Annotated in this window: 8 protein-coding genes and 1 pseudogene; 4 read left to right on the plus strand and 5 right to left on the minus strand. The window is 36.1% G+C overall.

The features are described 5' to 3' along the window. Window positions 1-12: 12 nt before the first annotated feature. Window positions 13-144 (plus strand): annotated as a pseudogene (locus ACSVDJ_RS01620) (IS256 family transposase); the annotation flags it as partial. 207 nt (window positions 145-351) lie between these two features. Here the strand turns inward: ACSVDJ_RS01620 and ACSVDJ_RS01625 are convergent. Genes ACSVDJ_RS01625 through ACSVDJ_RS01645 form a run of 5 tightly spaced genes read right to left on the minus strand, consistent with a single transcriptional unit; the run spans window position 352 to window position 6,625 of the window. Further along, complete coding sequence (locus ACSVDJ_RS01625; RefSeq protein WP_439170443.1) at window positions 352-2,103, minus strand: ABC transporter ATP-binding protein; 1,752 nt, start codon at window positions 2,101-2,103, stop codon at window positions 352-354. Beyond that, a complete protein-coding gene (locus ACSVDJ_RS01630) occupies window positions 2,100-3,890 on the minus strand; it encodes an ABC transporter ATP-binding protein (RefSeq protein WP_439170442.1) in 1,791 nt (596 codons plus the stop codon). The genes ACSVDJ_RS01625 and ACSVDJ_RS01630 overlap by 4 nt, the downstream gene beginning before the upstream one ends. Continuing rightward, the gene (locus tag ACSVDJ_RS01635; RefSeq protein WP_439170441.1) at window positions 3,857-5,320 is read right to left on the minus strand and encodes an energy-coupling factor ABC transporter ATP-binding protein; all 1,464 of its coding nucleotides are present in this window, start codon (window positions 5,318-5,320) and stop codon (window positions 3,857-3,859) included. The genes ACSVDJ_RS01630 and ACSVDJ_RS01635 overlap by 34 nt, the downstream gene beginning before the upstream one ends. After that, window positions 5,317-6,036, minus strand: coding sequence for an energy-coupling factor transporter transmembrane component T (locus ACSVDJ_RS01640; protein WP_439170440.1), 720 nt, complete (start codon window positions 6,034-6,036; stop codon window positions 5,317-5,319). The genes ACSVDJ_RS01635 and ACSVDJ_RS01640 overlap by 4 nt, the downstream gene beginning before the upstream one ends. 1 nt (window position 6,037) lies before the next feature. Beyond that, complete coding sequence (locus ACSVDJ_RS01645) at window positions 6,038-6,625, minus strand: MptD family putative ECF transporter S component (RefSeq protein WP_439170439.1); 588 nt, start codon at window positions 6,623-6,625, stop codon at window positions 6,038-6,040. Window positions 6,626-6,887: 262 nt separating this feature from the next. On the opposite strand from ACSVDJ_RS01645, the gene ACSVDJ_RS01650 reads away from it, so the two are divergent. The 3 genes from ACSVDJ_RS01650 to ACSVDJ_RS01660 are packed head-to-tail and all read left to right on the plus strand — an operon-like array spanning window position 6,888 to window position 13,034. Beyond that, the gene (locus ACSVDJ_RS01650; protein ID WP_439170438.1) at window positions 6,888-7,637 is read left to right on the plus strand and encodes a VOC family protein; all 750 of its coding nucleotides are present in this window, start codon (window positions 6,888-6,890) and stop codon (window positions 7,635-7,637) included. Further along, window positions 7,637-11,953: an amino acid adenylation domain-containing protein gene (locus ACSVDJ_RS01655; RefSeq protein ID WP_518619838.1), complete on the plus strand. Its 4,317-nt coding sequence runs from the start codon at window positions 7,637-7,639 to the stop codon at window positions 11,951-11,953. The genes ACSVDJ_RS01650 and ACSVDJ_RS01655 overlap by 1 nt, the downstream gene beginning before the upstream one ends. Then, on the plus strand, window positions 11,946-13,034 hold the full coding sequence (locus ACSVDJ_RS01660; protein WP_439170436.1) for a saccharopine dehydrogenase NADP-binding domain-containing protein: 1,089 nt from the start codon (window positions 11,946-11,948) through the stop codon (window positions 13,032-13,034). The genes ACSVDJ_RS01655 and ACSVDJ_RS01660 overlap by 8 nt, the downstream gene beginning before the upstream one ends.

The raw sequence follows: 13,034 nt of genomic DNA on the forward strand, positions 1-13,034 counted from the left end.
ACAACCAATCCTAGAAAAGAGGCCTTCCCTATGAATAAGTTTACAACAGCAATCGTCAATGTCACGCAGTTTGAAGATTACAACGAACGTTTCGCCACACGCTGTCATATTGGCTTTAACAAGGCACTTGCTGCAAATAAGTAGGATGACTAAAGGGCTACCGTTAATGAGTTGCGCCAATCCCGAATGAGTTTCACTTAGTTCTAGTTCACGTATGAGAGGCGCCATAACAGGAGCGATAATCACAAACCTACCATCGACACAAAAACACTAAAAAATATACTAAATCGAACACATGCAATCTTCATCTCATTCTTCTTTCTGACCTTCCATCACCACGATTCTATTAATCTATGTTGTTAGTTTCCAGTTCTCAGCAGCTTGTCGTATATCAATAAAGCGACGATATACACCTTTTTCTTTCATCAGTGAGCGATGTGTCCCCTGTTGAATGACTTTCCCATCTTCTAACACGATAATTTGACTCGCATTTTCTATCGTTGCTAAACGATGTGCAATAATGATGGTTGTTTTTCCTTGGATTAATTCTTCTAGTGCGGCTTGAATGAGTGTCTCATTTTCTGGATCAAGACTTGCAGTCGCTTCATCCAGTATAATAATCGGCGCATTTTTCAAAATGGCACGGGCAATAGAGAGGCGTTGCTTCTCACCACCAGATAATGAAAAACCACCTTCACTAAGAACAGTATTATAGCCATTTTCAAGTGACATAATAAAGTCGTGGCATTGTGCTTTTTTCGCTGCTTCCATCACATCATCTTCCGAAGCATTTGGATTTCCAAAAAGAATATTATTATAAATGGTATCGTTGAATAAATAGACCTTTTGAAATACCATACTAATGGATGATAATAAATTGTTTAACTGTATTGTGCGAATGTTGATGCCGCCAATATAGATAGATCCATTAGTGACATCATAAAAACGGGCAATCAAATTGCAAAGAGTTGTTTTTCCAGAGCCTGATGATCCAACAATCGCTGTAGTTGTACCTTCTTTAACCGTAAAGGATACATCCTGTATGATGGGCCTTGCATCGTAAGCGAAGGAAACTCGATCGAACTGAATCGTATGTTGTGTAAGTGTAATATCTTGACTTTCTTCGTCAATAAATGTTGTGCTTTCAATGGATTCCAGTTTATTTAGTGTATTATTAATGGTTTCCAAAACATGTGTGGCATCGCTAATCGGTTCAATACTGTCAAACATGACAAATGAAAACAGCGTAATAAGGAACATATCCGCAAGTGTCATTTCGCCATTTGTGACCAAGTAACAGGCAACAAATACAAGGAGTATAGAAGCAAGTTTTAAGGCTAGCCGATGTCCAATATTGAAAATACCAAATCCTTTTTGAATGGTTATATTGACTTCTTTACTATTACGAAAGGCATCCTGTATATTACGAGAAGCTATTCCTTCCTGATTAAAGTTCTTAATGACAGACATTCCACGTAAGTATTCTAAAGTCGCACTAACGAGTTGATGTTGACTTTGTTGATGGTAACTAGCATTTTTCCGACTATGTCTTTGCAGGAGTCGTAGAAAGATGGATGAAACAATCACACCACCAATTGCCACGAGTGCCATTAATGGCTCATAGAATGATAAAAATAGAACCATCGTAAATGTCAGTATATAGCCATTGACTACTACATCAATCATTTTTATACCCATCATTTCAAAGAATGAGAGATCTGTCGTGACGGTACTATTTATATCGCCTATGCGATGCTGCTGAAAGAATCCAAGAGAGACTCTTTTCAAGGTATGTCCCATTTTGATGCGATGGTCTGCGGTTATTTCAGAGCCGATACTTTCCTGGTAACGTGCTTTTAAATAGGCAAAGATGAAACGACCCAAAATAGCTAACACTAAAAAAAGTAAAAGCAACCAAATGTACTTTATCTCTAATGCCTTTTTTCCGTAATAGTCATCTAGCATCATTTGTAAACCATTAGCAGTAATGACAATGGGAAGGGCTATACAAATCGATTGAAAAAATGAAAATACAAACCCAAGATATAAACGTTTTTTGTAAGGACCAATCCAACGTATGATTCTCGTCAGTATTTTAATCATTTAACGATACCTCCTAAAGAATGATTCGTATCAGAGAGGAACTCATATTCTTTTGAACCAATATGAGCCGTCCACAATGTTTGATAAAGCTCATTCGCTCTGAGCAATTCATTATGGGTGCCAATCTCGTGGATACATCCATCCTTTAATACAACAATTTGATCTGCGTGTTTGATAGTGGACAACCGGTGGGCAATCACGATGAGAGTTTTATCTTTCGCGAGCTCGTTAAAGGCTTTTTGAATTTCAGCCTCATTTTCAGGATCTGTAAAAGCTGTCGCTTCATCGAGTATAATGATCGGTGCGTCTTTTAAGATGGCACGAGCTATAGCAATACGTTGCTTTTCACCACCAGATAGTTTGTTGCCAGCTTCACCTGAATCAGTATCATAGCCGTTCTCTAATTGAGAAATAAATGCATCACATCTTGCTAAACGTGCTGCACGATAGACTTCTTCGTCACTAGCCTGTGGATTTCCCATTCGAATATTTTCGAACAGGCTGGTTTTAAATAAAAAGTTATCCTGTGCTACATAGCTAATGTTTTTTGAAAGCTCATTTGGATGAATGTTTTGTATATTTGTATTCCCAATCGTAATGGTACCTTCTGTGACATCCCAAAAACGTGCTAGTAGTTTGGCGATGGTCGATTTTCCACTCCCAGAAGGTCCTACAAGTGCTGTATAGCTTTTTTCAGGGATGGTTAAAGAAAGGTGCTGAAGCACATTTTTCTCATTATTATAGCTAAATGAAATCTGATTCATTACAATCTCATAATTTTCTAGTGTTGTTGTTTTTTCTGTTATAGGAAGTGATTCAAGGTTTAAGTATGCTTTTGTATCGTCAATGGCATATTCTATGGCTTTGAAATCATTGACGAAAACGGTAAACTTCATAAGTGGATAAATAAGGCCCATGGATAAAATGAGACAAATGATTAATTGTGCTGGATCAATCGCATCTTGATGATATAGCCATAAACCGATTGGAAGGGTGCCGACGAGGGTGGATGGTAAAATAGCATTACCCAATGTCATCCATGGCCAAGTGCTACGAAACCATTGCATTGTATAATTTTTGAAATCTGTAATGGTATTTGTGAATTTCTCATAGGAAGCATTTGACTGATTAAAAGTTTTAATGACCTCGATTCCTTCCACATATTCTACGATGACACTATTCACATGATTGCTTGCCTCCATATAATGTTGATACTGTGCATTAAAATTTCTCATCATAAAGGTATACACAATGAGTGCAATTGGAACTGTTATAAGAGAGGCAAGTGCTAATCGATAGTCGATCGTTAGCATATACATAAAAACACCTATGGGTAACAATAGGTTTGAAATGCCTTCTGGAATTATGTGTGCTAGCGGCAATTCCAACGTTTCCACGCGATCAATGACCACATTTTTAATCTTCCCAACAGGTTGATTTAGAATATGACCTAAGGGTGCTCGTATTAATCTTTCGGCCAGCTGTAGACGAATTTCCTCTAAAATAGAATAAGCAGTTCGATGGGAGAAATAGCTAGAAATTGCATGAAACACCGTTTGAGCTAAGTATCCGGCGATTGCGATGGCTATCCATAAGAAAATGTCTTGCATAGTTTGTGTTCCTTCAATTAGTAATATGAGTATTTGATAAACAGCAACATATGGTATTAGGCCACCCATTACACTAATGATGGCCAAGAAGATGGATAAAGTAAGAGGCACTTTAGAACTCCCTGCAAATTGAAGGATCGACTTTATCCAAGGTTCTTTTTTTTCAATTTGTGCCATTGTTCCAACCCCCTTTGTTTGTTAAATAGTGTTATATTCTTAATCGTGCCCTGTGCCAATTCGATTTTTCCATCACAGCAAAGGGCAATCATCTCAGGATCATGTGTAATGATGAACACGAGCTTATTTTGATTGCGTAAAATATTCATGCAGTGTGCAAATTGCTTCATATGGTGAAAATCAAGTCCACTTGTTGGTTCATCCATAATAATGAGTTGTTTATCTGCAGCCATTGCTGAAAGAATGGCGATACGTTGTTTTTCCCCCCCTGATAATGCCATCGGATGAGCATCTTTCAGCTCGACGGCATCCAATAAAGACAGTAAATCTAATGCTTGCTCTTCATTTGGCTCCGGCATAGAAAGTAAGATTTCTGATAATACGCTTTCTGTAAAAAGTTGGTGATGTACATCTTGCATGACAATACTACTGACCTGTAGGCATTGTTTTTTTCTAAATTTCACATCATTGATGTAAAAGGTAGGAGAGGCTTTTTTGTTGAGACCTGTCAATGATTGGGCAAATGTCGATTTTCCTGCACCATTGTGACCAGTAATGGCCATGATTGCTGGAAACGGAAGTTCAAATTCCTCAATGTTTAGCTGAAAATCATGATTCAAATAAGAGAGGGCCTCCAACTTAAATCGTGCGTTTTGATCCAAAAAGCAATCTTGCACAGGTATTAATTTCTCAAGATGAATTGCTCGAAGCCCTAACTGATAAAGTGCTTCTTTCGACATGGTGCGCATCTCTGTTTGTGTAAAAATATGCTTGATTTGCCCGCTTTCCAAATAGACAAAGCGATCAGCGAGCTTCTGTAAGTAATGAAGTCGATGTTCAGAAATAACAATCGTTTTCCCCTGACTTTTCCAAAGGGTAATCATTTCTTCCAGCTGTGATGTTGCATCCGGGTCTAGATTTGCGGATGGTTCATCAAGGATAATAATGGGGGGATCATGAATAGCAACAGATGCACAGGCTATTCGCTGTTTTTCCCCTCCTGAAAGATGGAATAAATTTCTATTTAAGAGAGATTGTAACCCAAACTGTTCTACTGTCGTAGCCTTTCTATTAAGTATTTCCTCAGAAGGCAAGCCGAAGTTCTCCACTGTAAAAACTAGCTCGCTATCTGTATCAATATTATAAAATTGAGTTTTAGGATTTTGAAAAACAGAACCTGTAAGCTTTGAAATTTCATGAATTTTCAATGATTGGATATCCTGATTAGTCAACCTAATAGTCCCTTGTAGTTGGCCGTTTATGTAATGGGGGATAAGACCGTTCAATAATCGTGTAATTGTTGTTTTTCCGCAGCCTGACTTCCCACAGAGCACAATTACCTCTCCCTCTGAAATCTCTAAATGAATAGCTTGTAAGGCCATTTTTGATTGATGATCATATTGAAATGAAACATTTTGAAGTTGAATCATAAAAACACCTCCCAAATAAATATGAACCAAACTAAAATACAAGCAGAGATTAATAGAAAATCCTGTGTACAAAACTGAAGCTGACATACATTTGTTCTATTGTTTGGAGCAGATAAACCACGAGTTAGAGATGCCATTGTTAATTCATTGCCAATCTGTGAGGCAGATACCATAAGCGGAATAAGACGATATTCCATTGCTTTTAAAGGATGTAATAGCATTGAAAATCCTGTTAAACCACGGAATGCCATGGCCTGTTGGATATATATATATTCATGGCTAAGGGTTGGAAGAAAGCGGAACATGACAGAGAGTGAAATTATGAAACCCTTTGGCATGTGAAACCTTTCCAAAGCTGCGATGAGTTCACTAATGGATGTTGTGGATATAAGAAAATAGCCCATCATAATACCAGGTAGTAGTCTTAGAGAAATGGAGATTATCCCTAAAAATAGAAAGAAAACGAAACCGTGTATATAAGGGGCTATAGTATACTGAAAAGTTGTAACGGACAATATCAAAATCAAATAATAAGAGGCTATTTTGTATTTATGATACAGAAACAATAAAATAGCCGGAATACCCCATAAAATCGGCAATATGTACAGAAACCAGCCACTTTGTGGAACACTCACAGTGATGATATTGATAGTAACTGTCAAAAACAATTTAGTACGGGGATCTATTTGTATCCTTTGTGGCTTGTATCGTTCCATTTTATACAATCCCCGATTTTTTGAAATGCTTTGTTAATAATCTATTACCAATAAATCCTCCTATTAGACTCGCGACAAATGTCATAAAAATAAACAGAAATAGTGTCCAATCAGGAATATAGCTGTTTAATTTATTCGCATATTCAGCACTGTATTGAGCAGTAATAGTAGAGAAATAAGCTGTTCTATGAAAGTAAATTGGGAGATACAAGCCAACTGTCCATAAACTAAACACAGCATAGGATAATGACATCGAGAATGCGCTTGATTTAAGCTTTATAAAAAGTATGTCTGCAAATAAGCCGCAAATTAGTCCTGTAAGAATCGGATAAAATCCGTTACCACCCATTAGTGTCATTATTAATCCACAAATAATACCACTCATCGTAATCATTCCGAATCTCTTAGTTTTTGCTAAAAATAAAATAAACGGAACACCACAAAAAATACCGATTAGAACAGGTAAGGCAGCATTGAAAATAGGTATATAACCCAACATCGAGATGGTAAATGATAAGGCGAAATAAATACCTGTATAAAATCCTACTGTCATAAAGTCTTCTGTGCGCAATGCTAAATTTTTTTTCATGTTAATAGCTCCTTTCGAACTAAAAAATATTGGAATATTTAGGGATACAATCAACTTGATCATATACGATAATGAGAATCGTTGTCAATTGCTATTTGGAGTGAATTGAGATAAGCTCTCCAAACACAACCATTGAATACTATTGCATTTATTTCCATAATATTTTAGAATTGGTGATAATAATAATCGTTATCAATTATAAGGTGGCCTCATACATTACTTACATGAATTCTAAAATATCTTTAAAGGGTGTTGAATTTACTTGTTAAAAATTAGTCATATCCAATGCAGGGTACATGATATCAAAAAGGCAGTAAGTGATTATGAAAAAGCAGGATTTCAAGTTGAATGGGGGAGGAACCCTAAAAATTCATTGAATGCGTTTATTTGGTTTGAACAAGGTCCTTTTATTGAATTATTTGAAATGAAACGGTTTATGTCCCTAATAAAGTTTCCATTAGGGATTATGTATGGAAAATCAATGGGAGAGCGGTGGATGAAATGGACGGTTCACCGTGAAGGCCTCATTGATTTTGCATTAGAAGGCTATGAAGAGGATATTGCAAAGCAAGAAAATTTAAAATTAGTAAGAAGAGAAATAAATAATTTAGGTATAAGAACTTCAAAAGTGTTGAATGGTCGAAGGAAGAAACCAACAGGGGAGATAGTAACATACGGCTTTTTTTCACTGTCCCCTTGTAATTTACCTTTTGTTGTTTCCGCATATAGTACCCCCCAAAGACCAGAGCGTATTGTTCATTTAAATGGCTCTCAATACATCCAATCGATGTCAGTTAGCTGCACAAATGAAACAGCGGAAATACTAAATTCCTTGTTGGTTAATAAGACGATGTTAACTATCAAAGAATCTAAAAAATTCAACATAGATGCCATCACCATTGAAGGATTAACAGAAAAAATTGATGCTAATTTACTACATGGAGCAAACTTGATGCACGGAGAATACATATTAAGCGAAAAAGGTGAGGATACAGAGTGGACCAAAATCTGATGAATTTTAAAAGAAAAATAAAACATTTAAAAACACTAGGAATTGAATTATGGACTAGCCAAGGTAAGTTACATTTTAAAGCTGAAAAGAATCAATTGTCCGAAGATATTATGACATTTCTTAAAACGAATAGAGAAGCAATAATTACTTTATTAGAATATGAAGCACAAGATAATACATTTCCCTTAACACCTATTCAATCGGCTTATCTAGTAGGAAGTATGGACAGTTTCGAATATGGTGGGGTATCCAGTCATATCTATATGGAGCTTGAATATAACCATCTAGATAAAGAGAAAGTTGAGCAGGTGTGGATGTCATTAATAGAACGCCATGAAATGTTACGAACAACGATTCATGCTAATGGTTATCAAAATGTAATGGATAAAATGCCTAAAATAGAAATACCTTTTGAAGATTTAACAACAAATGATGTCGAAGATTGTCAGCGTCTACAAGCAATTAGGCAAGAATTGGGGCAAAAAGTATATTTACCGGAAAGTTGGCCGCTTTTTGATATTGCATTGAGTAAAAGATTGCAAGGTACAACTATGCATGTTTCTTTTGATTTTTTAATCGTTGATTGGGCCAGTATTTGGATTCTTTTAAAAGAATTTGAAGAGCTTTACTTTCACGAAAATATTACACTACCGACAAATGATTTCACTTTTAAAGAGTATGTAAAGATAGAAGAAGAAATGAGGTATCAGAAGAAGTATCAAGAGGATAAAGACTATTGGTATAGCAGAGTACAAGATCTTCCGCCTTCACCAACATTACCTAAATTGTCATTATTACAGGATGAAAAATCCTTTGAAAGGTATTTTATTCAATTAGATAAGACTGTTTGGGATAAATTTAAGCTTTCTATTTCCAATAAAGGTAAAACGGCAACGAGTGTTTTGCTCACTTTATATAGTCAATGCCTAGCGAAATGGAGTATAAATAAGCATTTTACGATCAATCTAATTCTTTTAAATAGATTACCTGTCCATCCTAATGTTCACCGTATTGTTGGTGATTTTACATCTATAAATTTAACTGAGGTTGATTGTAGAAGAGCGCAAACGCCTTTTATTGAAAATGTAAACCAGATTCAACAGCAGATGTTTCGTGATCTAGACCATAGCAGCTTTTCAGGAGTTGAGGTATTGAGGGAGATGACAAGACAGAAAGGGCAAGCATATGCCTTTATGCCCTATGTATTTACGAGTGCCATTAACCTCATTGATGCCAATGATTTAATCGGGAAAATGAATAAGTATGGGATTAGTCAGACACCCCAAGTATTCATTGATTGTCAAGTCATGGATGATGCCAATGGCTTGCGTGTAAACTGGGATGTGAGAAAAGGAGTTTTTCCTGCCAGCTTAATTCAGGATATGTTTTCAGCATTTGAAACAGCCTTATTAAAATTAGTACATGATGATCAAGCATGGGAATCAATGGACTTAGTAACCTTGCCAAATGAACAAATATGGCAAAGAGCCTGTGTGAATAATACCCATATCAATCAAACAAAACGTCTGTTACATCAAGGTTTCTTTGAACAAGCAAGTCAACAGCCTACTAGAATAGCAGTGATCGAAGGGGAGCGAGAGTATTCTTACGCAGAACTAAGGGATATGGTATTTGCATTAGGAAACTTGCTCCAAAAGTATCAAATAAAAAAGGGCGATAAGGTTGCCATTATTTCTGGCAAACCTGTCTCTCAAGTGACGAGTGTGTTAGCTATCCTCTCATTGGGAGCAGTCTATGTGCCAATTGACAAAGCACAGCCGATTAGTCGAATAAAAAAAATAATTGATCAAAGTCAAGTAACGGCTATCCTCGTCGATGAGCATAATCCGATATACGACTGCTTAGAGGCACCACGAATTGTAGCTAATTCATTAGAAAAAATAGAAACCACTTTCTATGACGTTTACAAGGGTGATCCTGATGTACTGGCTTACATCATTTTTACATCTGGTTCTACAGGAGAGCCCAAGGGTGTAGCGATTTCCCATGCTGCAGCAATGAATACGATTGAAGATATCAACAGACGATTTGATATTACAAGGAATGATAGTGTTCTTGCTTTATCTAAGCTTAACTTTGATCTTTCTGTCTATGACATCTTTGGTTTACTGACTGTTGGTGGTACGATTGTTTATCCGGAACAAGGACATATGTATGATGCTAATTACTGGCTAGCCTGTATGAAAGTCAAGAAGGTAACCCTATGGAATACAGTACCTGCACTAATGAAAATGCTATTAAGTGTTGATGAAACGGAACAATTAAAAGTAGATTCAATGAAAACAATTTTGTTATCGGGAGATTGGGTACCGCCTAAAATGGTTAAACATTGTGTAACCATTTTTCCTGAAAGTTCCACAATCGCCTTAGGTGGTGCTACAGAAGCGGGTATTTGGTCTAATTATCACCTCTGTTGTGAAGAAGACTTTGATAGAGAGTCCATTCCTTACGGCTATCCGTTAGCAAACCAATGCTTTTATATATTAGATGAACATGGTGAGGATTGCCCGAATGGGGTTAGTGGAGAGTTATATATTGGTGGTTATAGTCTTGCACAAGGCTACTATCGGAATCCTGAAATTACAAATGAACGATTTATATCAACATTTAAACAACAAAGGCTGTATAGAACTGGTGACTATGGAAGATATATGGACAACGGAGAAATCGAGTTTATAGGGCGTCTTGATAACCAAGTAAAGTTACGAGGAAATCTCGTTAACTTGGGAGAAATTGAGGCATTATTAAACAAACATGAGCAAGTGTATTTGTCTTGTGCAGTTGTTCTGGATGACAAACATCTATATACTGCTGTTCAATTGGCGGATCATGTTCATCAAACCAATGTAAATAGTAATGATTTAATATGTTATCTTGAGAACCTATTGCCGTCCTATATGGTACCAGTCAAGCTATTTATTCTATCCAAACTTACATTAAACGCAAATGATAAATTAAATCGTCAATTTATTAAGAAACAAGTACAGCAGTTAGTACAGGAAAGTACGAATAAGGATGAAATACGACAGCCAGGAATGCTTACTCAATTAGAGGAAACACTGCTGCATTTTGCAGAAGATGTGTTGCATATAGAACACATTCAAGTGGATAAAAATTTATATGATTACGGAGCAGATTCCTTAATATTATCACAATTAGCAGGGAAAATAAAAAAGTTTATTGAGAATGAAATTCAATATCGAGGTGTTACTTTTGATTTAATCCTTCGACAATTGTTAAATGAGCCCATTATTGAGTCGCTTGCACAAAAATTAATGCAACATACAGTTATAGAGACGAGGGATGCACAACAAATACAAGATATTAATCATTCCCAACCAATAGGTCTATTGAAAGAAGAATCCTCGCCTCATGGTGAACCATTACGGATTGTCGTCCATGCAGGATTAGGAACGATGAATGCATTTAAATATTTGAACAAACATTTAGTAAAACAAGATATTGGCACAGTTATCAGTATTTCCATTCAAGATATTCATCAATATTTAGCGATTGATAGTGCTGTATTAATCGATAGTTTAGCAGATGACTATGTTCTGCAAATCATGTCTAGACAACCAAGACAAGTTCAATTGATCGGTTATTGCATGGGTGGATTGATTGCTCTTGAAATTGCAAGAAGGTTGAGGGAAAGAGGTGTTGAAATTATTGATTTTACGTTAATTGATAGTGCTCCGGTTTTATACGATATCGAAGACTCCATTGCACTAGAATTGATCTTTATTACTAACTTCTATATTACTGTTGAGGATGTCTACGAAGGGGTATCAAATCGTGAATTAATGGAGGCTATTATGCATGTTTTTTATCAACATAATGAGAGTTTAAGTGCGTCAAGCCTTGAGGAACTAAAAAATATAAAAAAATATGAAGAGATTTATCAATTTATTAAGAAAATATCGCATTTAAGTAGAAAACAACGCTTTAACGATTACCGAGCTGCCATAGAACGAAAAAACGGTGAAATGATTCCAGATGAGATGTTGGAAGGATACTATAACATTTATTTACATAGTTTTAAAGGATCAAATGTACAACCAATGGTTTACTTTGGTGACATTCGTTATCTAGTAGCAAAAGAAGATATGGACTTTATTTTTACGAATAAACATGACACTTTAAAGTTTTGGAAAGATCTATGCCTTGGCCATTTTGAGGAAATAGCTATTGCCGGGAACCACATCACATGCATTGAAGATGATGACAATGCACATAGTGTTGCTGAAACACTACTAGCACCTATCCAAGTAGGGAGTATCAGTAAATATGAATAAAAAATGGTTAGGTATTGTTGGGGCAACAGGTCAAGTTGGTGTGGGGGTAGTTGAAACTTTATTAAACAATCATCCATCTGCATTGTTACTAGGAAGTAGAAAGGTAGAAAAGCTAAAAGAACAATTTGGTGAAGAAACAGAGACCATGAAATATCAAACAATTGATGTCTTTGATGAAGCAAGTATTCGCGCCTTTTGTGAAAATTGCCATTTAGTCATAAATACGGTCGGTCCCTCTTCAATTACACTAGAACGAGTTGCCAGTGCTTGTATGTTAACGAACACAAATTATATTGATGCATCTGGGGATAAAACGATGAAAAAGGCGATAGAGGAGGCTATGAGAAAACATGATAGTACTATAACATTAGCCATATCAGCTGGTGTCTACCCAGGTTTGACAGAAATGTTTATAGCATTTTTGTTACGACAAAACGAGAAATTGATTGAACGCATAAGCTGTTATTTTGCTGGTAAGGGTAGCTTTTCTGAAACGGGTGCCTATGATATTGTATCAAGCCTAGAAAAAGATGAAGGCTATGGGATGTCCTATTACAGTAATGGTGATATAGAGAAATTAACTTCAGGAATAGGGGGCAAAATGCTATTGCCTGCCCCGTTTAATCAAGTATATACTCTACCGATTATGAGTGAAGAATTTATAGCCTGTGTAAAAGAGTGTAGGGTTGCCGATGCTTATTTTTATAATACCTTCGCTACACCGAAAATACTCAGTGATTTTATTATGATAAAGGCTATGCAGCAATTTAAGACCGAGGAGGAAAAACGAGCTTCTGCTAATCGTTTGATTGAAACCTATAATATTCAAGATGAAAATGAAGGGTTCATTATTTATGCTTCATTGGAAGTGAATGAAAAAACACACATAAATTGGTTGAGAAGTTATGTAAACTGGAATTATTGCTCTGGTGTTGTAGCTGCTTGCGTAGCCTTACAAATGCAAAAAATGAATCTAGCCAATAAAAAAGGATGTTACTTTGCTCAATCAATTGTCGACGTAGAAGAGCTTATTCATCAACTAGTAAGAACTGAACATATCTCAATTACAGGGGAGAAATAA

The sequence above is a fragment of the Bacillus sp. Hm123 genome, assembly GCF_051842975.2.
Taxonomy (GTDB): domain Bacteria; phylum Bacillota; class Bacilli; order Bacillales; family Domibacillaceae; genus Bacillus_CE.

Coding starts and splice junctions, on each gene's coding strand:
- ACSVDJ_RS01660 (WP_439170436.1), top strand. CDS start 11,946: ATGAATAAAAAATGGTTAGGTATTGTTGGGGCAACAGGTCAAGTTGGT.
- ACSVDJ_RS01640 (WP_439170440.1), bottom strand. CDS start 6,036: ATGGAACGATACAAGCCACAAAGGATACAAATAGATCCCCGTACTAAA.
- ACSVDJ_RS01625 (WP_439170443.1), bottom strand. CDS start 2,103: ATGATTAAAATACTGACGAGAATCATACGTTGGATTGGTCCTTACAAA.
- ACSVDJ_RS01645 (WP_439170439.1), bottom strand. CDS start 6,625: ATGAAAAAAAATTTAGCATTGCGCACAGAAGACTTTATGACAGTAGGA.
- ACSVDJ_RS01635 (WP_439170441.1), bottom strand. CDS start 5,320: ATGATTCAACTTCAAAATGTTTCATTTCAATATGATCATCAATCAAAA.
- ACSVDJ_RS01655 (WP_518619838.1), top strand. CDS start 7,637: ATGAATTTTAAAAGAAAAATAAAACATTTAAAAACACTAGGAATTGAA.
- ACSVDJ_RS01630 (WP_439170442.1), bottom strand. CDS start 3,890: ATGGCACAAATTGAAAAAAAAGAACCTTGGATAAAGTCGATCCTTCAA.